This is a genomic window from Streptomyces tanashiensis (genome assembly GCF_014648895.1).
GTDB classification, from domain to species: Bacteria; Actinomycetota; Actinomycetes; order Streptomycetales; family Streptomycetaceae; genus Streptomyces; species Streptomyces tanashiensis.
Genome location: NZ_BMRZ01000001.1, coordinates 958,268 through 977,898, shown reverse-complemented (window position 1 = coordinate 977,898; position 19,631 = coordinate 958,268). Strand labels below are relative to the sequence as shown.

Annotated in this window: 22 protein-coding genes and 3 tRNA genes; 18 read left to right on the top strand and 7 right to left on the bottom strand. The window is 72.4% G+C overall.

Features of this window, described 5'->3' with window-relative positions; translation table 11 throughout:
- Position 1 precedes the first annotated feature (1 nt).
- The 9 genes from IE237_RS04500 to IE237_RS04460 all read left to right on the top strand — a co-directional run bounded on the left by IE237_RS04500 (position 2) and on the right by IE237_RS04460 (position 8,466).
- Entirely contained in the window at positions 2-592 is a 591-nt protein-coding gene (locus IE237_RS04500) for a NuoI/complex I 23 kDa subunit family protein (RefSeq protein ID WP_189800429.1), read from the top strand.
- Positions 589-1,137 (top strand): NADH-quinone oxidoreductase subunit J family protein, encoded by a 549-nt coding sequence (locus IE237_RS04495; protein WP_189800428.1) that lies wholly within the window; start codon positions 589-591, stop codon positions 1,135-1,137. Before IE237_RS04500 ends, IE237_RS04495 begins: the two co-directional genes overlap by 4 nt.
- Positions 1,137-1,478, top strand: coding sequence for an NADH-quinone oxidoreductase subunit NuoK (gene nuoK / locus IE237_RS04490; protein WP_093874583.1), 342 nt, complete (start codon positions 1,137-1,139; stop codon positions 1,476-1,478). Before IE237_RS04495 ends, nuoK begins: the two co-directional genes overlap by 1 nt.
- A complete protein-coding gene (locus tag IE237_RS04485) occupies positions 1,475-3,454 on the top strand; it encodes an NADH-quinone oxidoreductase subunit 5 family protein (RefSeq protein WP_189800427.1) in 1,980 nt (659 codons plus the stop codon). The genes nuoK and IE237_RS04485 overlap by 4 nt, the downstream gene beginning before the upstream one ends.
- A gap of 27 nt (positions 3,455-3,481) precedes the next feature.
- Positions 3,482-5,035: a complex I subunit 4 family protein gene (locus tag IE237_RS04480; RefSeq protein ID WP_189800684.1), complete on the top strand. Its 1,554-nt coding sequence runs from the start codon at positions 3,482-3,484 to the stop codon at positions 5,033-5,035.
- Positions 5,032-6,537: an NADH-quinone oxidoreductase subunit N gene (locus IE237_RS04475; RefSeq protein ID WP_189800426.1), complete on the top strand. Its 1,506-nt coding sequence runs from the start codon at positions 5,032-5,034 to the stop codon at positions 6,535-6,537. Before IE237_RS04480 ends, IE237_RS04475 begins: the two co-directional genes overlap by 4 nt.
- Before the next feature lie 36 nt (positions 6,538-6,573).
- Positions 6,574-7,023 carry a large conductance mechanosensitive channel protein MscL gene (gene mscL / locus IE237_RS04470; protein WP_189800425.1) on the top strand — a complete coding sequence of 150 codons (450 nt, stop codon included), beginning with the start codon at positions 6,574-6,576 and terminating at the stop codon, positions 7,021-7,023.
- Positions 7,024-7,207: 184 nt separating this feature from the next.
- The gene (htpX, locus tag IE237_RS04465; protein WP_189800424.1) at positions 7,208-8,071 is read left to right on the top strand and encodes a zinc metalloprotease HtpX; all 864 of its coding nucleotides are present in this window, start codon (positions 7,208-7,210) and stop codon (positions 8,069-8,071) included.
- Positions 8,068-8,466 (top strand): YccF domain-containing protein, encoded by a 399-nt coding sequence (locus IE237_RS04460; RefSeq protein ID WP_189800423.1) that lies wholly within the window; start codon positions 8,068-8,070, stop codon positions 8,464-8,466. Before htpX ends, IE237_RS04460 begins: the two co-directional genes overlap by 4 nt.
- A gap of 140 nt (positions 8,467-8,606) precedes the next feature.
- Here IE237_RS04460 and IE237_RS04455 read toward each other — a convergent pair whose 3' ends face one another.
- The 4 genes from IE237_RS04455 to IE237_RS04440 form a co-directional block, all read right to left on the bottom strand.
- Positions 8,607-9,845: an APC family permease gene (locus IE237_RS04455; RefSeq protein WP_189800422.1), complete on the bottom strand. Its 1,239-nt coding sequence runs from the start codon at positions 9,843-9,845 to the stop codon at positions 8,607-8,609.
- A gap of 10 nt (positions 9,846-9,855) precedes the next feature.
- Positions 9,856-10,485: an alpha-ketoglutarate-dependent dioxygenase AlkB family protein gene (locus tag IE237_RS04450; RefSeq protein ID WP_189800421.1), complete on the bottom strand. Its 630-nt coding sequence runs from the start codon at positions 10,483-10,485 to the stop codon at positions 9,856-9,858.
- Complete coding sequence (locus IE237_RS04445; protein ID WP_189800420.1) at positions 10,482-10,979, bottom strand: methylated-DNA--[protein]-cysteine S-methyltransferase; 498 nt, start codon at positions 10,977-10,979, stop codon at positions 10,482-10,484. Before IE237_RS04445 ends, IE237_RS04450 begins: the two co-directional genes overlap by 4 nt.
- A gap of 88 nt (positions 10,980-11,067) precedes the next feature.
- Positions 11,068-11,559, bottom strand: coding sequence for a YajQ family cyclic di-GMP-binding protein (locus tag IE237_RS04440; RefSeq protein WP_030757368.1), 492 nt, complete (start codon positions 11,557-11,559; stop codon positions 11,068-11,070).
- 183 nt (positions 11,560-11,742) lie between these two features.
- Between IE237_RS04440 and IE237_RS04435 the strand changes: the two genes are divergently transcribed.
- Positions 11,743-11,824: transfer RNA gene (locus IE237_RS04435), tRNA-Tyr, on the top strand.
- A 62-nt stretch (positions 11,825-11,886) separates the two neighbouring features.
- Here the strand turns inward: IE237_RS04435 and IE237_RS04430 are convergent.
- Together IE237_RS04430 and IE237_RS04425 are read right to left on the bottom strand one after the other, a co-directional pair.
- On the bottom strand, positions 11,887-12,543 hold the full coding sequence (locus IE237_RS04430; protein WP_189800419.1) for an SDR family oxidoreductase: 657 nt from the start codon (positions 12,541-12,543) through the stop codon (positions 11,887-11,889).
- 2 nt (positions 12,544-12,545) lie between these two features.
- Positions 12,546-13,826, bottom strand: a complete 1,281-nt coding sequence (locus tag IE237_RS04425; protein ID WP_189800418.1) for an amidohydrolase family protein — start codon at positions 13,824-13,826, stop codon at positions 12,546-12,548.
- A gap of 206 nt (positions 13,827-14,032) precedes the next feature.
- On the opposite strand from IE237_RS04425, the gene IE237_RS04420 reads away from it, so the two are divergent.
- The 8 genes from IE237_RS04420 to IE237_RS04385 all read left to right on the top strand — a co-directional run bounded on the left by IE237_RS04420 (position 14,033) and on the right by IE237_RS04385 (position 18,961).
- A tRNA-Thr gene (locus IE237_RS04420) sits at positions 14,033-14,105 on the top strand.
- 44 nt (positions 14,106-14,149) lie between these two features.
- Positions 14,150-14,222 (top strand) — tRNA-Met (locus IE237_RS04415).
- An 88-nt stretch (positions 14,223-14,310) separates the two neighbouring features.
- Entirely contained in the window at positions 14,311-14,475 is a 165-nt protein-coding gene (rpmG, locus tag IE237_RS04410) for a 50S ribosomal protein L33 (RefSeq protein ID WP_003956487.1), read from the top strand.
- A gap of 109 nt (positions 14,476-14,584) precedes the next feature.
- Complete coding sequence (locus IE237_RS04405; RefSeq protein ID WP_030687915.1) at positions 14,585-15,037, top strand: MaoC family dehydratase N-terminal domain-containing protein; 453 nt, start codon at positions 14,585-14,587, stop codon at positions 15,035-15,037.
- Positions 15,038-15,039: 2 nt separating this feature from the next.
- On the top strand, positions 15,040-15,468 hold the full coding sequence (locus IE237_RS04400) for a MaoC family dehydratase (protein ID WP_189800417.1): 429 nt from the start codon (positions 15,040-15,042) through the stop codon (positions 15,466-15,468).
- Between the two features lie 91 nt (positions 15,469-15,559).
- A complete protein-coding gene (locus IE237_RS04395) occupies positions 15,560-16,129 on the top strand; it encodes a TetR/AcrR family transcriptional regulator (protein ID WP_189800416.1) in 570 nt (189 codons plus the stop codon).
- Between the two features lie 102 nt (positions 16,130-16,231).
- Entirely contained in the window at positions 16,232-17,785 is a 1,554-nt protein-coding gene (locus tag IE237_RS04390) for an MFS transporter (RefSeq protein ID WP_229842245.1), read from the top strand.
- A 117-nt stretch (positions 17,786-17,902) separates the two neighbouring features.
- Positions 17,903-18,961, top strand: a complete 1,059-nt coding sequence (locus IE237_RS04385) for a UDP-N-acetylmuramate dehydrogenase (protein ID WP_189800415.1) — start codon at positions 17,903-17,905, stop codon at positions 18,959-18,961.
- On the opposite strand, the gene IE237_RS04380 is transcribed toward IE237_RS04385, so the two are convergent.
- Positions 18,958-19,590, bottom strand: a complete 633-nt coding sequence (locus tag IE237_RS04380) for an NAD(P)-dependent oxidoreductase (protein ID WP_189800414.1) — start codon at positions 19,588-19,590, stop codon at positions 18,958-18,960. The genes IE237_RS04385 and IE237_RS04380 overlap by 4 nt on opposite strands.
- Between the last annotated feature and the right edge of the window lie 41 nt (positions 19,591-19,631).

Genomic DNA, 19,631 nt, shown 5'->3' with positions numbered 1-19,631 from the left:
CATGCCTCCCATCCCCGGTTCCGGCCTCGCCAAGGGCCTCGCCGTCACCCTCCGCACGATGACCCGCAAGACGGTCACCGCGCAGTACCCGGACGTGCAGCCCGAGCTCCCGCCCCGCACCCGCGGGGTCATCGGCCTGTTCGAGGAGAACTGCACGGTCTGCATGCTCTGCGCCCGTGAGTGCCCCGACTGGTGCATCTACATCGACTCCCACAAGGAGACGGTGCCGCCCGCCGCCCCCGGCGGCCGCGAGCGCAGCCGGAACGTCCTCGACCGCTTCGCCATCGACTTCTCGCTCTGCATGTACTGCGGGATCTGCATCGAGGTCTGCCCCTTCGACGCGCTGTTCTGGTCGCCCGAGTTCGAGTACGCGGAGACCGACATCCACGAGCTCACCCACGAGCGCGACAAGCTCCGCGAGTGGATGTGGACGGTCCCCGAGCCGCCCGCGCTCGACCCGCACGCGGAGGAGCCGAAGGAGATCGCCGCGGCCCGCAAGGCGGTGGAGAAGGCCGCCGCCCAGGCCGCCGCCGAGGCCCAGGCCGCCGCCCAGGCTCAGGCCCAGGGCGAGGCCCAGGAGGACCAGCAGTGAACCTCGCAGCACAGGCCCACGGCTTCCTCTCGCCCACCGGCGTCGAGATCGCCTTCGTCCTCGTCGGAATCGCCACCCTCGGCGCCGCCCTCGTCACCGTCACCACCCGCCAGCTGGTGCACGCCGCCCTCTGGCTGGTCGTGGCGCTCGGCGGGCTCGCCGTCGAGTACCTGCTCCTGACCGCCGAGTTCATCGCCTGGGTCCAGGTCCTGATCTACGTCGGTTCCGTCGTCGTCCTCCTCCTCTTCGGTCTCATGCTCACCAAGGCCCCCATCGGCCGCTCCCCGGACGCCGACTCCGGCAACCGGCCGGTCGCCCTCGCCGTCGCGGTGGCCGCCGCGGCCGCCCTCGTCTGGGTCGTCGTCGACGCGTTCCGCACGACCTGGATCGATCTGGACGGACCCGCCCAGGGCTCCACCAGCGTCACCGGCGAGTTCCTCTTCCAGCACTGGGTGCTGCCCTTCGAGGCGCTGTCGGTGCTGCTCCTCGCCGCCCTGGTCGGCGCGATCGTCCTCTCCCGGAAGAAGAAGGAGGACGAGAACTGATGCACCTCGCCTACCCGGCCGTCCTCGCCGCCCTCCTCTTCGCCGTCGGTCTCTACGGCGTCCTCGCCCGCCGCAACGCGATCCTGGTCCTGATGTCCGTCGAGCTGATGCTCAACGCCGTCAACCTCAACCTGGTCGCCTTCGACGTCTGGCTCCGTGACACCCTCCACGCCGGCCAGGCCCTCACGCTCTTCACCATCGCCGTCGCCGCCGCGGAGATCGGCATCGGACTCGCGATCGTCCTGATGGTCCACCGCAACCGCGGCACCTCGGACGTCGACCGTCTCCGCGACACCAAGGAACAACCGTCCGCCGAGGAGAAGGCCGAGGCCGCCGCGTGACCACGACCACCCTCGCCGTCCTCGTCCCCCTCCTCCCCTTCCTCGGCTCCGCCGCCGGACTCCTGCTCGGCCGCACCGCGCCCGGCTTCGTCCGCCCGCTGGCCGTGCTGCCGACGCTCGCCGCCGTGGTCCTCGCCGCCCTGGTCGCCGCCCGCCAGGGCGGAGGGAAGGCGATCGTCGCCTCCACCGAGCTCACCCCGACCGGCTCGATCCCGATCGACCTGAGCCTCTACATCGACGGCTTCGCCGCACTCGTCGCCGTCCTCGTCTGCGTCGTCGCGACCTGCGTGCAGATCTACTCGACCGGCTACCTCCGCGAGGACCCGCGCTACCCCTCGTACGCCGCGCTCGTCTCCCTCTTCACCTCCGCGATGCTGCTCGTCGTCTACACCGGCGACCTGATGGTGCTCCTGGTCGGCTGGGAGGTCATGGGAATCTGCTCGTACTTCCTCGTCGGCCACTACTGGGAGACCCCCGAGGCACGGTCCGCCTCCCTCAAGGCCTTCCTCGTCACCAAGCTCGGTGACGTCCCCTTCCTCATCGGTCTCTTCGCGCTCGCCACCGACGCGGGCACCTTCGAGATCACCGGCGTCCTCGGCGCCGTCGCGAGCGGCGGCCTCGACCACCCGACCCTGATCGCGCTGCTGCTGCTCGCCGGCGTCGCCGGCAAGTCCGCGCAGTTCCCGCTCCACACCTGGCTCCCGGACGCCATGGCCGGCCCCACCCCCGTCTCCGCGCTCATCCACGCGGCGACGATGGTCGCCGCCGGCATCTACTTCCTGGCCCGGCTGCTTCCGGTCTTCGCCGCGTCCGCCGCCGCGATGACCGTGCTCGCCGTCATGGCCGCGATCACGATGGTCGGCTCGGCGCTCGCCGCCCTCGCCCAGGACGACATCAAGCGGGTCCTCGCCTACTCGACGATCGGCCAGCTCGGTTACATGGCCGGTGCCCTCGCCGTCGGAGACCGGGGCGCCGCCGTCTTCCACCTGGTCTCGCACGGCGCGTTCAAGGCGCTGCTGTTCCTCGCCGCCGGCGTGGTCATCCACGCCGCCGGCACGAACTCGCTCACCGCCATGTCCCGCATGAGCGGCCTCGCCCGGCGCATCCCGGACGCGTACTGGACGATGACCGTGGCCCTGCTCGCGCTCGCCGCGATCCCGCCCTTCGCCGGCTTCTTCTCCAAGGAAGCCGTCCTCGTGGCGGCCGAGCACACCGCCTTCGGCGAGCGGGACGTCGCCCCCGCCGGGGCCGGCTGGACCGTCCTCGTCGCGGGCCTGCTGACCGCCCTGCTCACCGCCGCGTACGCGCTCCGGCTCTGGCTGCGGACCTTCCGCGGCCGCGGCGCCGAGGCACCGGACCACGGCCGCCAGCCGATCGCCATGACGAGCGTCCTGTGGGTCCTCGCGATCCCCTCCCTCGGTTTCGGTCTGACCGTCACCTACCTCGACGACTGGTTCGACGGGCACCCCCTCACCCCGACCCTCACCACGGCCGTCCTCGGTACGGGCCTCGCCGTCGCCGGAGCCGCCGTCACCTACGCGGTCTGGCGCACCCTCGCCGCCCGCACCCCGGTCGCGGCCCCCGTCCCGCACGTCGCCCACCCGGACGCCGAGGCGGGCCAGGTCGAGGCCGAGGCGCTGCACCTGCCGCACCCCGCCGAGGACCCGGCCGACCCCGGCCGTGCCCTCCTGGGACCGCTGCACGGGCCCGCCGCCGACGGCTTCCACCTGGACGCCGTCTACCGCACGGCCTTCGTCCGCCCCGTACTCGCCGCCGCCTCCCTGGTCCGCTTCCTGGACCGCGAGGTCGTCGACACCTACGTACGCGCCGCGGGGGACAGTGCCAAGGGCCTCGGGTGGCTCGTCCGCCGTGCCCAGACCGGCAACGTCCAGACCTATCTGAGCGCCCTGCTCGCCGGCTCCGTCGTCCTGGCGATCGTCGCCGTCGCCCTCGCCAACGCCGCCGCCGGAGCGTGAGCCGTGATCGATATCAGCGAATCCGTGATGCAGTTCCTTCTGGTGCTGATCGTCGCCGGCCCGCTCCTCGGCGCCGTCGCCGCTCTCCTCCCCGCCCCGCCCGGGCTGAAGGGGAAGTCGCCCGACCAGGCCGTGCTCCGCCACGGCGTCACCGTCACCGGCGTCATCCTGCTGGCCGCGCTCGTCCTCGCGCTCGGCTTCGACCACGACCAGCCGTCGAAGATGCAGGCCACGACGGACATCAGCTGGATCAGGGCACTCGACGTGCGCATCCACCTCGGTGTCGACGGCATTTCCCTCCCCCTCCTGGTCCTGACCGCGCTGCTGACCTTCCTCTGCGCGCTGTACAGCTACTTCAAGCTGCCCGCGGGCGGGTCCCCGAAGGCCTTCGTCGCCCTGCTGCTGGTCCTCGAGTCCGGCACCCTCGCCACCTTCGCCGTCCTCGACCTCGTGCTGTTCTTCCTGGCCTTCGAGACGGTCCTCATCCCGATGTACTTCCTCATCGCCCGCTGGGGCGGCGAGGGCAGGCAGGCCGCCGCCTGGAAGTTCATCCTCTACACGCTGCTCGGCTCCGTCGTCATGCTGCTCGGCCTGCTCCTCATCGGCGTGAAGGCGGGCACGTTCGACATGGTGGCACTCGCCACCGACAACGGCCGCGGACTGACCACAGCGGTGCAGGTCATCGCCGTTCTCGCGATCGGTCTCGGGCTCGCCGTGAAGACCCCGATGTGGCCGCTCCACAGCTGGCTCCCGGACGCCCACACCGCCGCCCCGACCGTCGGCTCCGTCCTCCTCGCCGGCGTCCTGCTCAAGATGGGCACGTACGGCTTCGTCCGGATCGTCCTGCCGATCGCCCCCGAGGGCATGCAGACCCTCGCCCCGTACCTCGCGGCCTTCGCCGTCGCCGGGATCATCTACGGATCGCTCGCCTGCCTCGCCCTCGCGAGGCCCGGCAACAAGGGCGACCTCAAGCGCCTCATCGCGTACTCCTCCGTCGGCCACATGGGCTTCGTGCTCCTCGGCATCGCCACCATGACCCCCACCGGGGTCAACGGCGCCCTCTTCGCCAACATCGCCCACGGCCTCGTCACCGGCCTGCTGTTCTTCCTGGTCGGCGCGGTCAAGGACCGGTACGGCACCGCCGACCTCGACACCCTCGCCGGGGCCACCGGCGCCGCCCTCTACGGCCGCGCCCCCCGCCTCGGCGCCCTCCTCGCCTTCGCCGCCGTCGCCTCCCTCGGACTGCCCGGCCTCGCCGGCTTCTGGGGCGAGATGCTCGCCCTGTTCGGCGCCTTCGACCCGGCCGAGGGCCTCAGCCGCCCCGCCTTCCTCACCTTCATGGCGATCGGCGCCTTCGGCACCCTCCTCACCGCCGCCTACCTCCTCGTCGTCGTCCGCCGCGTCTGCATGGGCGGCCCGCGGCCCGCGGGGGAGACGGCGATCGCCGACGTCCAGGGGTACGAGTTCGCCGCCTGGACCCCGCTCGTCGCCCTCACCGTCCTCGCCGGACTCTGGCCCGCGGTCCTCCTCGGCCTCACCGACCCGGCCGTCCAGCAGCTCCTCGCGGGAGGCCCCCGATGACGTCGTCCCTCGTCCAGTCCGTCGACTGGCTCACGATCGCGCCCCCCACCCTCACGGCCGTGGTCGCGCTCGCCGTCCTCGTCGCCGACCTGTTCGTGCCGCAGGAGCGCAAGCAGATCCTCGGCTGGACCGCGGTCGGCGGCCTCGCCGCCGCCCTCGCGCTCCTCCTGCCGCTGCGGGCCGGCGACCGCTCCACCTTCTGCCTGACCGCCAAGGCCCAGGCCGAGGGCCACGCGGACGCGTGCAGCTACACCGCCGACCACTTCACGCTCGTCATCCAGGCGCTCGTCCTCGCCGGCGCGCTCCTCACGGCGCTGCTGTCGCTCTCGGAGACCCGCGAGAGGCTCCCGGCCGGCGAGTACTGGTTCCTGCTGCTCTCCTCGGCCGCCGGCGCCGCCCTGCTGCCCGCCTCCCGCGACCTGGCGACCCTGGTCGTCGCCCTCGAAGTGGCCTCGCTGCCCGCGTTCGCGCTCGTCGGCCTCAAGCGCGGCGACCGCATGTCCGGCGAGGCAGCGCTCAAGTTCTTCCTGTCCTCCGTCACCGCGACCGCCGTCACCCTGCTCGGTGTCAGCTTCGTGTACGCGGCGACCGGCACCCTCCACCTCACGGAGATCGCCCAGCGCCTCGACGACGTCCCCGGGCAGCTCCAGACGCTCGCCGAGGCCGGTGTCGCCCTCACCCTCGTCGGCTTCGCCTTCAAGACGGCGGCCGTCCCCTTCCACTTCTGGGTGCCCGACACCTACGTCGGCGCCCCGCTGCCCGTCGCCGCCTACCTGTCCGTCGTCGGCAAGGCCGTCGGCTTCACGGGCCTGATCCTGGTGACGGTCGTCGCCTTCCCGTCGTACGCGGACGTGTGGGGCCCCGCCCTCGCCGTCCTCGCCGCGCTCACCATGACGGCCGGGAACGTCGCCGCGCTCCGCCAGGTGTCCACGCGCGCGTGGAGCGCGGTCCGGCTGCTCGCCTGGTCCTCCGTCGCCCAGGCCGGCTACCTCCTGGTGCCGATCGCGGCCGCCGCGTACTCCGGCGACGACCAGATCGGTGCCACCGTCGCGTACGCCGTGATGTACGCCGTCGTGAACCTCGGTGCCTTCGCCGTCGTCGCGCTCGTCGCCCGCACCCACCCCGAGAACCGGATCGCGGACTACCGGGGCCTGTACGCCGCCAGCCCCGCGGCGGCCCTCGCCCTCGGGTTCTTCCTCCTGAATCTGGCCGGTTTGCCCCCGGGTATCATCGGCCTCTTCGCCAAGGTGACCGTCTTCTCGGCGGCCGTCGACGCGGGCCTCGGGTGGCTGGCCGTGATCATGGGTGTCAACGTCGTGATCGCGCTGTACTACTACCTGCGCTGGACGGCCCTGCTCTTCCGCGCGCCGGAGGGCGCCCCCGTCCCGCACAAGGCCCCCGCGCCGGTCACCCTGGCGATCGTGCTGACCGCCGTCGCCGGGGTCGTGCTGTCGGGCTACCCGCAGTTCGCCCTCCGCTTCGCGACGGACAGCCTTTTCTGACCCCCCCCACAGAAGAACACCGAGGAGCAACACCCCGTGCTGAACGGATTCAAGGACTTCATACTTCGCGGGAACGTCGTCTCGATGGCCATCGGCCTGGCCGTCGGCTCCGCGTTCACGGCCGTCGTCACCGGCTTCAGCAAGGCGTTCATCACCCCGCTCATCGGTCTGGCCACCGGCTCGGTCGGCGACTTCAGCGAGGCCAGCTTCAAGATCCAGGGCACCGTCTTCCCGTACGGCCTGGCCATCGCGGCCGTCATAGCGTTCGTCATCACGGCCGGGGTCCTGTACTTCCTCATCGTCGTCCCCATGACGAAGATCCAGGAGAAGTTCGCCAAGGAGGAGGCCGCCGACCCGAAGGCGGAGAAGCGCGACTGCCCCCGCTGCTTCACCGAGATCCCGGCCATCGCCTCCCGCTGCGCCCACTGCACCAGCGAGGTCGAGCCCACCGCCCTCGGCCTGGAGAAGATCCCGGCCGCCCGCTAGGGGCGCCTTCACCCGTACGGCCCACACGGCACCCCCCCGCGAGCCGGGGAACCGGGACCTCCCGCCTGGCGTTGACCAGTACAGAAGGGTCCACTGGACATGGGAGTCCTCCTCGGACGACGTCCGGGGAGGACCACCACGCGAGGAAAAGGGTTCCCCTGCCGCACCACCTGGAGGGCGTACCGTGCACCGCCGGCACAACGGGCTGAGGACCGCCGTCCTCCTCGGAGGGCTCTCGGCCCTCATCATCGTCATCGGCAGCTTCTTCGGGCGTACGGGACTGATCGTCGCGTTGCTCGTGGCGCTCGGCACCAACGCGTACGCGTACTGGAACAGCGACAAGCTGGCGCTGCGGGCCATGCGCGCCCGCCCGGTGAGCGAGTTCGAGGCCCCCGCGCTCTACAGGATGGTGCGCGAGCTCTCCACGCAGGCGCGCCAGCCCATGCCCCGGCTCTACATCTCCCCGACGCAGGCGCCCAACGCCTTCGCGACCGGCCGCAACCCGCGCAACGCCGCCGTCTGCTGCACCGAGGGCATCCTCGCGATCCTCGACGAGCGCGAGCTGCGCGGGGTCATCGGCCACGAGCTGAGCCACGTCTACAACCGGGACATCCTGATCTCCTCGGTCGCCGGAGCGCTCGCCTCCGTGATCATGTTCCTGGTCAACTTCGCCTGGCTGATCCCGGTCGGCCGCTCCGACGACGACGACGGCCCGGGCATCCTCGGCTATCTGCTGGTCCTGATCCTCGGCCCGATCGCCGCCTCGGTCATCCAGCTCGCGATCTCCCGCTCCCGGGAGTACGAGGCCGACGCCTCCGGGGCCCAGCTCACCGGCGACCCGCTCGCCCTCGCCAGCGCCCTGCGGAAGCTGGAGGCGGGCACCAAGCAGCTCCCGCTGCCGCCCGAGCCGAGGATCGAGACCGCGAGCCACATGATGATCGCGAACCCCTTCCGGCCCGGACAGGGCCTCTCCAAGATGTTCTCCACGCATCCGCCGATGGCCGAGCGGATCGCCCGGCTCGAACAGATGGCAGGTCGACGCCCGTGAAGACGATCCTCAACATCATCTGGCTGGTCCTGTGCGGGTTCTGGATGTTCCTGGGCTACATGCTCGCGGGCGTCCTGCTCTGCATCACGATCATCGGCATCCCCTTCGGACTCGCCGCCTTCCGCATCGGCATCTACGCCCTCTGGCCGTTCGGCCAGACGGTCGTCGACCGGCGTGACGCGGGCGCGCCGTCCTGCGTCGGCAACGTGCTGTGGCTGATCCTGGCGGGCTGGTGGCTCGCGCTGGGCCACATCACCACCGGGATCGCCCTGTGCATCACGATCATCGGCATCCCGCTGGGCATCGCGAACTTCAAGATGATCCCGGTGTCGCTGCTGCCCCTGGGCAAGGAGATCGTCCCGACGGACCAGGCGTACGGCTACGGCCCCCGCTGACCCGCTCCCGGGCCTCACGCCCGGGCAGGGGTCGGAACCCCTTGGCCTCACGTCCGGGGCGGTCGGAACCGTCTGGCCTCACGCCCGGGCCGGTCGGTACCCCCTGGCCTCACGCCCGGGCCGGTCGGTACCCCCTGGCCTCACGTCCGGGGCGGCACCGCCCGGCCCCGGCTGATCGCCCAGGCCACCACGCCCGCCGCCACCACGCCCGAGCCCGCCAGGACCGAGCCGAGGGGCAGGGCGAAGGCGAGGGCCGCGCAGCCGGCGAGGCCGAGCGCGGCCAGGTAGCGGTCGCGGCCGCCCAGCGTCCAGGCGGAGGCGTTGGCGATCCCGTAGTAGACGAGCACGCCGAACGACGAGAAGCCGATCGCGCCGCGCACGTCCGCCGTCGCCGCGACGACGGCCACCACCGCGCCCACCGCGAGCTCCGCCCGGTGCGGCACCTGGAAGCGGGGGTGCACGGCCGCGAGGGCCGTCGGCAGGTAGGCGTCCCGGGCCATCGCCAGGGTCGTACGGGACACCCCGAGGATCAGCGAGAGGAGCGCGCCCAGCGCCGCGAGGGTCGCGCCCGCCGTGACCAGCGGCACGAGCCCGTCGGCGCCCGCCGCGCGGGCCGCGTCGGCGAGCGGCGCGGGGGAGTCGGCGAGGGCCGCGGGGCCGAGGACGGTGAGCACGCCGACCGCGACGAGGCCGTAGACGGCGAGCGCGAGGCCGAGCGCGAGCGGCACGGCCCGGGGGATGGTGCGGGCCGGATCACGGACCTCCTCGCCGAGCGTGGCGATCCGCGCGTACCCCGCGAATGCGAAGAAGAGCAAACCCGCGGCCTGGAGGACCCCGCCCGTCGTGAACTCCCCGCCGAGGGCCGGGAGCCCGGCCCCGCCGGCCCCGAAGGAGACCGTGACCACGCAGGCGAGGACGGCCAGGACGAGCGCCACGATCACCCGGGTGAGTAGCGCGGACTTCTGAACTCCCCGGTAGTTGACGGCGGTCAGGGCCACCACGGCGGCGACCGCCACCGCGTGCGCCTGCTCCGGCCACACGTACGCCCCGACCGTCAGCGCCATCGCCGCGCACGAGGCCGTCTTGCCGGCGACGAACGCCCAGCCGGCCAGGTACCCCCAGAAGGAACCGAGACGTTCGCGACCGTACACGTAGGTGCCGCCGGAGGCCGGGTAGCGGGCGGCGAGCCGCGCCGAGGCCATGGCGTTGCAGTACGCGACGACGGCGGCGAGCCCGAGTGCCCAGAGCAGCCCCGCCCCGGAGCCGGCCGCGTCCGTGGCGGGGCCGAGGACGACGAAGATCCCCGCGCCGATCATCGAGCCGAGGCCGATCACGACCGCGTCGAAGAGGCCCAGGGAGCGGCGCAGTTCCGGTGTCATGCTCCGCACATTAAACGCTGAGGCCGGTCTCCCTGAGCGTGATGTTCAGTCGCCCGGTCAGGCCGAGCGCCGGCTCGGCGGTCCCCGCGAACACCTTGGGGACGCCGTGGTGAACCCACCGCGAAGCCCCGCCGAAGACGAAGAGGTCCCCGCAGGCCAGGGTGACGTCCTGGTACGGCCGGCCGCGGTTCTCCTCGTTCCCGAAACGGAACACGCACCGGTCCCCGAGGCTCAGTGACACCACCGGCGCCCCGGAGCGCTCCTCCCGGTCCTGGTGCATCCCCATCCGCGCCCCGGGCGCGTAGAAGTTCACGAGCGCGGTGTCGGGGGTGAAGCCCCCGTGGTCCCCGTACGCCTCGACGAGCGCCTCCCGGCCCAGCGCGACCAGCCGGTCAGGCAGCGGGACCCCGACGGAGTCGAGGTAGCGGTACGGCACCCACTGCCGTCCCAGGCAGAGCGACCGCACCGACATCACGCCGCCGCCGGGCAGCACCGTCCGCCGGTACGGGACGGGCCCGCGCCCCCACTCCCGGCAGGCGTCCACCAGCTCCCGCCGGCGCGCGAACGGGAGCCACGCGGGCACGTGCACCGCCCCGGGCGCCACCGTGACCCGCTCGCGGGGGAAGAGCCCCTCGCTCACACGAGGGCCCCTTCGAGCCCGAGGAGCCGCTCCTTGCGGTCGAGCCCGGCGGCGTACCCGCGCAGGTTCCCGTCGGCTCCGATCACCCGGTGGCAGGGCCGCACCACGAGCAGCGGGTTGCGCCCGATCGCGGTGCCCACGGCCCGCACCCCGGCGCCGGCCGAGCCGACCCGCCGGGCGATCTCCCCGTACGAGACGGTCGTCCCGTACGGGATCTCCTCCAGGGCCCGCCAGACGCGCCGCTGGAACTCGGTCCCGGTGTCGCCGGCGAGCGGCAGGTCGAAGCGGTCGCGCCGCCCCGCGAAGTACTCGCCCAGCTGCCGGGCGGCCTCGGCGAACGCCTCAGGCGCGAGCGTCCAGCCGTCCTCGACCTCGACGGCGCCCTTCTGCCCGGGCAGGGACAGCGAGCGCAGCACGGCGCGGCCCCCTTCGGCGAGCTGCCCGACGAGGAGCATCTCGCCCAGGGGGCCGTCGACGTACGCGTACACGGTCATGGCTGGTTCCTCTCCCCGCACGGGTCTTCCTGGGACCCAGTGTGCGGGGACCGCCGAGCGTGAGGCCGGCGGTATTCGGACACGACCGTCAGCGGTAGTTCACGAACTGGATCGCGAAGTCGAAGTCCTTGCCCTTGAGCAGCGCCTGCACGGCCTGCAGGTCGTCCCGGCTCTTCGAGCTGACGCGCAGCTCGTCGCCCTGGACCTGCGCCTTGACGCCCTTGGGGCCCTCGTCACGGATGGCCTTCGCGACCTTCTTGGCGTTCTCCTGGGAGATGCCCTCCTGGACGGAGGCGAAGAGCTTGTACTCCTTGCCGGACAGCTGCGGCTCGCCCTCGACCTCCAGCGACTTCAGCGAGATGCCCCGCTTGATCAGCTTGGACTGGAAGATGTCGAGGATCGCCTTGACGCGCTCCTCGCCGCTCGCCTGCATCAGGATCTTCTCGCCCGACCAGGAGATCGAGGCGTTGGTTCCCTTGAAGTCGTAGCGCTGGGAGATCTCCTTCACGGCCTGGTTGAGGGCGTTGTCGACCTCCTGCCGCTCGACCTTGGACACGATGTCGAAACTGGAGTCGGCCATGACTCGTGGCTCCTTGCTCGGATGCTGTGGGGTACCCCCAAAGCCTAGGGGGTGAGCCACGGGCCGAACCGCTGATCAGCCGTCGATCAATCCGGTGGCGAAGCACCCCCGGGGATCAGGTATTGTTTACGTCGTTGCCGGGGAACACCGCAGAAAAGCGGGGAACCAAGGCAGCGAACCCATGGCGATGTGCCCGAGTGGCCAATGGGAGCGGACTGTAAATCCGTCGGCTTAGCCTACCCAGGTTCGAATCCTGGCGTCGCCACGTGAAGAAGGCCCCCGGTGCTTGCACCGGGGGCCTTCACTCGTTTCCTGGAGCGGTGGGCTTCAGTTGCCCGCCACGTCCTTCACCGCGACCGAGAGCGGGACCGAGCCGGCGATCAGTTCCAGGGTGAGGCCGGCCGTCGCCGGGGTGTCGAGGAGCTCGGCGAGGACCGCGGCCACGTCGTCCCGGGGGACCGGTCCGCGGCCCGTGCGGGCCTCCAGGCGGACCATGCCGGTGCCCGCGTCGTTCGTCAGGGAGCCGGGGCGCAGGATCGTCCACTCCAGGGCCGTACGGGAGCGGACCTCGTCGTCGGCCGCGCCCTTCGCGCGCAGGTAGGCGTCGAAGACCTCGTCGCCCGGGTGGGACGCGTCCGCGCCCATCGAGGAGACGACGAGGTAGCGGCGCACGCCCGCGCGTTCCGCCCCGTCGGCGAAGAGCACCGCCGCCGCCCGGTCCACCGTGTCCTTGCGGGCGGCGTCGCTGCCCGGGCCCGCGCCCGCCGCGAAGACGGCCGCGTCCGCGCCCTGCAGCACCGCGGCGACCATCTCGACCGACGCCGACTCCAGGTCCAGGACGACGGGCTCGGCGCCCGCTTCCCGCAGGTCGGCGCCCTGCTCCGGTCTGCGGATGATTCCCGCGACCTCGTGCCCGGCCGCCGAGAGCAGCCTCTCCAGGCGCAGGGCGATCTGTCCGTGTCCTCCAGCGATGACGATGCGCATACTCACGACCGTACGACGGGTCCGGCCGGAGGGCTTCCCGGCTCGGGCGGGCGCTCCGGGCGCGCCTGTCGCGGCAGGTCCAGGGCCGCCGCCGAGTCGCAGTACTCCCGCACCGCGCTCGTCCGGGCCACCACCCGGCCCCGGTGCACCACGATCCGGCTGTACGCGAGGGAGAGCACGCCCGCCAGGCGTTCGCCGCGCACCGCCAGCAGCTCCGCAGGGAAGCCGGCCTCCACCCGCACCTCCGGGAGGCCCATCACCGCCCGCGCCTCGGCGCTGACGGCCCCGTACGCCTCCCCGGGCGGCAGCCCGCCGAGCGAGGCCAGCAGGTAGGCCGCCTCCAGCGGGTCCCCGCGTCCCACCGGGTTGGCCACGTCCCGGAGCGCCCCGCTGCCCGCCGCGACCCGCACCCCGGCCGACCGCAGCAGCCGCACCGGCGCCGCCCCGCGCAGTTCCGTGCCCCCGCAGCCGCCCTGCGGAAGGCAGACCACCGTCACCCCGGCCGCCGCCAGCCGGTCGGCCGCCCGCCGTGCCGCGTCGGGGGGGAGCCGGGCGAGCCCGGCGCACGGCCCGATCGTCACCCCGGGCCGCAGTCCGCCGGCCATCGCCGCGAGCCGGGCGAGCCGGGCCGGGTCGTCCCCGTCGGTGTGCAGGTCCACCGGGACGCCCTGCTCGGCCGCGACGTCGAGCACCGCCTCCACGTAGCCGGCCGGGTCCGGGTCGAGGTCCGGGCAGCCGCCGACCACGCCGGCGCCCATCTTCACCGCGTCCCGCAGTATCGCGAGCCCGTCCGCGCCCGCGACGCCCGTGAGCAGCCGGGGCACGGCGACGGCCGTCAGGTCGGCGAGGCCGCGCAGCGAGCGCCGGGCCTGGAGCACGGCTTCGAGCGGGCCGAGTCCCTGGACGTCGCCGATGCGCACGTGCGCGCGGAGCGCGGTCGCGCCGTGGCCGAGCTGGAGCAGCGCCGCCTCGGTGGCCCGCCGCTGCACCTCCTCGGGGGCGTACGAGACGGGGCCGGGGGTGTCGGCGGAGAGCGCGGTGTCGGCGTGGGCGTGGGGTTCGGCGGCGGCGGGCAGCAGCAGATAGCCGGTGAGGTCGACCCGCGCGCCCACGGCGGTGAGGCTGCCCGCGGTGCCGACGGCCTCGATCCGGCCGCCGGCGAGCCGTACGTCCACGGTCCGTCCGTCGGTGAGCCGCGCGTGGGAGAGCAGGAGCGAGGTCGAGTCGGCGGTGGTGGCGGCCCCGTCCTCGGGCGGCTGGGGCTGCTTGCTGTCGGCTGACATCGGGCTCCTCAAGGCTCCTCAAGATCAAGATCACGCAGCGTGGGGCCGAGCCTAGGGGCGCTCGGAGCGACCTTCGAGGAGGAGCGCAATAGTCGTACCGATGAGGCCACGAGTGGCGTACGGGACGCCTGGTGAGGGCTGTCGCGAGGTCGCCGGGAAACGGATTTGGGTGATGGGCCGGAGACCGTGTAATGTCTTCCTCGCTCGCCCCAATAGCTCAGTCGGTAGAGCGTCTCCATGGTAAGGAGAAGGTCTACGGTTCGATTCCGTATTGGGGCTCTGGTGAGAGGGATCCCGTCTTCGGACGGGGTCCGGATCATCAAAGCGGTGTAGCTCAGTCGGTAGAGCAAGCGGCTCATAATCGCTGTGTCACCGGTTCAAGTCCGGTCACCGCTACAGACAGTAGCCGATTGTGGGGTCGGTCCTTCGATCGGCTACTCTTCTATGCGTTCATCCGTCCATCCGTCCGTCAAGGAGCACTCACGTGGCTGCCACCGACGTCCGCCCGAAGATCACGCTGGCCTGCGTGGAGTGCAAGGAGCGGAACTACATCACCAAGAAGAACCGGCGTAACAACCCGGACCGTCTTGAGATGAAGAAGCACTGCCCTCGCTGCAACTCGCACACTGCGCACCGCGAGACGCGCTAATCAGGCTCGTACACGAGGCCGTCCCCACTCGGGGGCGGCCTCGTGTCGTTTGTCGGCACCATCGGCAACATCGCAATCGGCAACAGATTCAGCAGGAGGTATCGAGTCCATGGCGCTCGACCAGTCCTTCGTGGGGCGGACCTATCCGCCCACCGCGCCCTACGAGGTCGGCCGCGAGAAGATCCGCGAGTTCGCCGAGGCGATCGGTGACGCCAATCCCGCGTACACCGACACCGAGGCGGCCAAGGCGCTCGGACATTCCGATGTGATCGCTCCGCCGACTTTCGTGTTCGCCATCACATTCAAGGCGGCCGGCGCCGTCATCGAGGACCCGCAGCTGGGTCTCGACTACAGCCGCGTCGTCCACGGCGACCAGAAGTTCGCCTACACGCGGCCGGTCCGCGCCGGGGACCGGCTCTCGGTCACCTCCACCATCGAGGCGATCAAGTCCCTCGCGGGCAACGACATCCTCGACATCCGCGGCGAGGTCCACGACGCCTCCGGCGAGCACGTCGTCACCGCCTGGACCAAGCTCGTCTCCCGCGCGCCCGAGGGGGCCTGACCATGACCGCGAAGATCGCCTACGACGAGGTCGAGGTCGGCACCGAGCTGCCCGCGCAGACCTTCCCCGTGACCCGCGCCACGCTCGTGCAGTACGCCGGCGCCTCCGGGGACTTCAACCCCATCCACTGGAACGAGAAGTTCGCGGTCGAGGTCGGCCTCCCGGACGTCATCGCCCACGGCATGTTCACCATGGCCGAGGCCGTCCGCGTCGTCACCGACTGGGCCGGCGACCCCGCCGCCGTCGTCGAGTACGGCGTCCGCTTCACCAAGCCGGTCGTCGTCCCCAACGACGGGGCCGGTGCCCTGATCGAGGTCTCCGCCAAGGTCGCCGCGAAGCTGGACGACCGGCAGGTGCGGGTCGACATCACCGCGACGAGCGCCGGGCAGAAGGTCCTGGGCATGTCCCGGGCCGTCGTGCGCCTGGCCTGACCCCGGATTCCGGTTGGGGGCGGCCGTCCCGACGAGGCCGCCCCTTTTCCCGGGTTGACGAAGTTAGTGATTGAGTACTAACTTCGTATGCATGGTCAGGATGAGCGCAGAGGAGCGGCGCGAGAGCGTGATCCGCTCCGCGATGAGGGAGTTCGCCCGGGGCGGCTACCACGGCACCTCCACGGAGGCGATCGCCCGCCGTGTCGGCGTCTCGCAGCCGTACCTCTTCCGGCTCTTCCCCGGGAAGAAGGCGATCTTCCTGGCGGCGTCCGAACGCTGCCTGGCGGACACCCGGCGGGTCTTCGAGGAGGCCGCCGAGGGACTGTCGGGGGAGGAGGCCCTGCATGCCATGGCCAACGCCTACACCCGGCTCATCGCCGAGCAGCCGGACCGGCTCCTGATGCAGATGCAGGTGTACGTCGCGGTGGCCGCCGCGGAGGAGGCCGGCGACCACGAGTTCGGTGAGGCCGTCCGGGCCGGCTGGATGGAGCTGTGGGAGACCGTCCACCTGCCGCTCGGCGCCGACGTCAACGAGACCACGACCTTCCTGGCGTACGGCATGCTCGTCAACACCCTCGTCGCCATGGGATTCCCGCCCGAGCACCGGGTCTGGGAGGGGTTCTACCCCTCCGCCCGCCGCCTCGGGCGACTGGAGAAGTAGCGCACACCCGGGCTCCGGCCCGGGGCCGGTCCGCTCCGCGTCCCGGCCGACCCCTGCTCGTAGAAGTTAGTCATCAATAACTAACCCGAAGGGTGAGCAGCAGTGAACCAGCCCGCAGCCCGCCGCGGCTCCGCCGCCTGGGCCCTCGTCATCACCAGCGTCGCCGGCTTCATGGCGGCCCTCGACAACCTCGTCGTCACCACCGCCCTGCCCTCCATCCGGGAGGACCTCGGGGGAGGACTGCACGACCTCGAATGGACGGTGAGCGCCTACACCCTCACCTTCGCCGTCCTGCTCATGTTCGGCGCCGCCCTCGGCGACCGCTTCGGCCGCCGCCGGCTCTTCGTCGCCGGGCTCGCCGTCTTCACCGGCGCCTCCGCCGCCGCCGCGCTCGCCCCCGGCATCGACGCGCTGATCGCCGCCCGCGCCGTCCAGGGCGTCGGCGCCGCGATCATGATGCCGCTCACCCTCACCCTGCTCACCGCGGCCGTCCCGGCGGCCAGGCGCGGCATGGCGTTCGGCATCTGGGGCGCCGTCAACGGCCTCGCCGTCGCCGCCGGCCCGCTCATCGGCGGCACCCTCACCGAGCACATGTCCTGGCAGTGGATCTTCTGGCTGAACGTCCCGCTCGGCCTCGCCCTCCTGCCGCTCGCCCGGCTGCGGCTCGCCGAGTCGTACGGCGCCGGTGCCCGCCTCGACATCGCCGGCACCCTCCTCGCCAGCGGCGGCCTGTTCGGCATCGTGTACGGGCTGATCCGCGGCCCGCTCGACGGCTGGACCTCCGCCACCGTGCTCACCGCGCTGATCGCCGGCTCCGCGCTCCTCGGCGGCTTCGTCCACCACGGCATCCACAACAAGGCGCCGATGCTGCCCATGCGGCTCTTCCGCAACCGCGCCTTCTCCGGCATCAACGCGGCCAGCCTGCTGATGTTCCTCGGCATGTTCGGCTCGATCTTCCTGCTCAGCCAGTACATGCAGGGCGTGCTCGGCTACTCGCCCACCGAGGCGGGGCTGCGGATGCTGCCCTGGACCGGCATGCCGATGATCGTCGCGCCGATCGCGGGCGCCCTCTCCGACCGGATCGGCGGCCGCCCGGTCGTCGCCGCGGGCCTCGCCCTCCAGGCGCTCGGCCTCGCCTGGTTCGCCCTCGTCCTGACGCCCGACGCCTCGTACGCCGCCCAGCTCCCCGCCCTCGTCGTGAGCGGCATCGGCATGGCGCTGTACTTCGCCCCCGCGGCCAACCTCGTGATGTCCAGCGTCCGCCCCTCCGAGCAGGGCATCGCGTCCGGTGCGAACAACGCGCTGCGCGAGGTCGGCGGCGCGCTCGGCGTCGCCGTGATGGCCTCGATCTTCACCGCGCAGGGCGGATACGAGTCGGGCCAGCGCTTCGTCGACGGCCTGGTCCCCGCGCTGTGGGTCGGCGCCGGGGCGGTGGCGCTCGGCGCGGTGGCGGTGCTCTTCGCCCCGTCGCGGCGGCAGGAGGCCCGACGGAAGGCGGAGACGGAGTCCGAGGTGCTGTCCGGGACGCCCTCCGAGGCCGGGATCGAGGCCGGCGCCGAGGCCGGTGTCGAGGTCGAGGTCGCTGTCGGGACCGAGGCGGAGTCCGGGGCCGAGTCCGGGGCCGACGCCGGGAAGCCGGGGCTGATCACCGCGTGACGGCACCCCCGGTGCCGCGCCGAGGACGCCGCGGCCCCGCGCCGTGCACGGCCCCGCCACTCCCGGCGGGGCCGTCGCCTTTTCTCCTGCCGCGACCGCGCCCGTACGCTTGAGCCCGTGCAGCAGATCGCAGACGCCCCCCTCGCGCCCCTGACCACCTTCCGGCTGGGCGGCCCCGCCACCCGGCTCGTCACCGCGACCACCGACGACGAGGTGGTCGCCGCAGTCCGCGAGGCCGACGCCGCGGGCACCCCGCTGCTGATCATCGGCGGCGGCTCCAACCTGGTCATCGGGGACAAGGGCTTCGACGGCACGGCGCTGCGCATCGCCACCACCGGCTTCGTCCTGGACGGCACGCGCCTGGAGCTCGCCGCCGGAGAGGTATGGACGGACGCCGTGGCGCGGACCGTCGAGGCCGGGCTCGCCGGGATCGAGTGCCTGGCCGGCATCCCCGGCTCCGCCGGGGCGACCCCGATCCAGAACGTCGGCGCGTACGGGCAGGACGTCTCCGCCACCGTCACCGAGGTCGTCGCCTACGACCGGCGCGCCGAGGAGACCGTCACCCTCACCGGTGCCGAGTGCGCCTTCTCGTACCGGCACAGCCTCTTCAAGGACCAGCCCGACCGGTACGTCGTGCTGCGGGTCCGCTTCGACCTCGAGGACGCCGGCGGCCTCTCCGCGCCGATCAAGTACGCCGAGACCGCCCGCGCCCTGGGCGTGGAGGCCGGGGACCGGGTGCCCCTCGCCACGGCCCGCGAGACCGTGCTGCGGCTGCGCGCCGGCAAGGGCATGGTCCTGGACCCGGAGGACCACGACACCTGGTCCGCCGGTTCCTTCTTCACCAACCCGATCCTCACGAGCGACGAGTTCGACAGCTTCCGGGCCCGGGTGGCGGTGCGGCTCGGAGCGGACGTCACCCCGCCGGCCTTCCCGGCGGGCGAGGACGGAGCCGTGAAGACCTCGGCGGCCTGGCTGATCGACAAGGCCGGATTCACCAAGGGGTACGGCTCCGGTCCGGCCCGCATCTCCACGAAGCACACGCTCGCCCTCACCAACCGCGGCGAGGCGACCACCGAGGACCTCCTCGCCCTCGCCCGGGAGGTCGTCGCCGGCGTACGGGACGCCTTCGGGATCACCCTCGTCAACGAGCCGGTGACCGTGGGCGTCGAGCTCTAGTACGCGACGCCGACGCCCTGCCTGACCGTCGCGGGGTCGTCGATCATCGACAGCATCGCGTGCGCCACGTCCGCGCGGGCCAGGGAGCGGCCCCGGGGCGGGGTGCCGCCGACGACCCTGCGGTACTGCCCGGTGCCCTGCTTGTCCGTCAGCTTGGGCGGGCGTACGGAGGTCCAGTCGGCGTCGCTCGCGGCGAGGTCGGACTCCATGACCCGCAGGTCGGCGTAGACGTCCTTCAGGACGGAGTTGACGATCGCGAGCACCGCCTTGTCGACGAGGGCCTGACCCTCCGGGACCGGGCCCAGCGGGGCGGCGCTGACCACCAGGAGCCGGCGTGTCCTCTCGGCCTCCATCGCGGTGAGCACCGAGCGGGTCAGCCGGGCGGCCACGCCCGCGTCCGCCCGGCTCCGGGCCCCGAGGCCCGAGAGGACCGCGTCCCGGCCCGCGACGGCCCCGCGCAGGGCCCCGGGGTCGGTCAGGTCGGCCCGCAGGACCGTGAGGCGCGTGCCGGTCGCCGTGAGCCGTGCCGGATCCCGCACCACCGCCGTCACCTCGTGGCCCGAGGCCAGTGCCTGCCGGACGATCTCCTGGCCGATGCCGCCGGTCGCACCGAAGACTGTGAGCTTCATGTCGCACCCTCCCGGGGTGGGTAAGTATTCACTCACCCCCA

Bases quoted from the DNA above. Each gene is read 5' to 3' on its own strand.
- IE237_RS04500 (WP_189800429.1), top strand. From the start codon at position 2: ATGCCTCCCATCCCCGGTTCCGGCCTCGCCAAGGGCCTCGCCGTCACC.
- nuoK (WP_093874583.1), top strand. From the start codon at position 1,137: ATGCACCTCGCCTACCCGGCCGTCCTCGCCGCCCTCCTCTTCGCCGTC.
- IE237_RS04480 (WP_189800684.1), top strand. From the start codon at position 3,482: ATGCAGTTCCTTCTGGTGCTGATCGTCGCCGGCCCGCTCCTCGGCGCC.
- IE237_RS04475 (WP_189800426.1), top strand. From the start codon at position 5,032: ATGACGTCGTCCCTCGTCCAGTCCGTCGACTGGCTCACGATCGCGCCC.
- IE237_RS04455 (WP_189800422.1), bottom strand. From the start codon at position 9,845: ATGACACCGGAACTGCGCCGCTCCCTGGGCCTCTTCGACGCGGTCGTG.
- IE237_RS04445 (WP_189800420.1), bottom strand. From the start codon at position 10,979: ATGACCGTGTACGCGTACGTCGACGGCCCCCTGGGCGAGATGCTCCTC.
- IE237_RS04440 (WP_030757368.1), bottom strand. From the start codon at position 11,559: ATGGCCGACTCCAGTTTCGACATCGTGTCCAAGGTCGAGCGGCAGGAG.
- IE237_RS04430 (WP_189800419.1), bottom strand. From the start codon at position 12,543: ATGCGCATCGTCATCGCTGGAGGACACGGACAGATCGCCCTGCGCCTG.
- IE237_RS04425 (WP_189800418.1), bottom strand. From the start codon at position 13,826: ATGTCAGCCGACAGCAAGCAGCCCCAGCCGCCCGAGGACGGGGCCGCC.
- IE237_RS04405 (WP_030687915.1), top strand. From the start codon at position 14,585: ATGGCGCTCGACCAGTCCTTCGTGGGGCGGACCTATCCGCCCACCGCG.
- IE237_RS04400 (WP_189800417.1), top strand. From the start codon at position 15,040: ATGACCGCGAAGATCGCCTACGACGAGGTCGAGGTCGGCACCGAGCTG.
- IE237_RS04395 (WP_189800416.1), top strand. From the start codon at position 15,560: ATGGTCAGGATGAGCGCAGAGGAGCGGCGCGAGAGCGTGATCCGCTCC.
- IE237_RS04380 (WP_189800414.1), bottom strand. From the start codon at position 19,590: ATGAAGCTCACAGTCTTCGGTGCGACCGGCGGCATCGGCCAGGAGATC.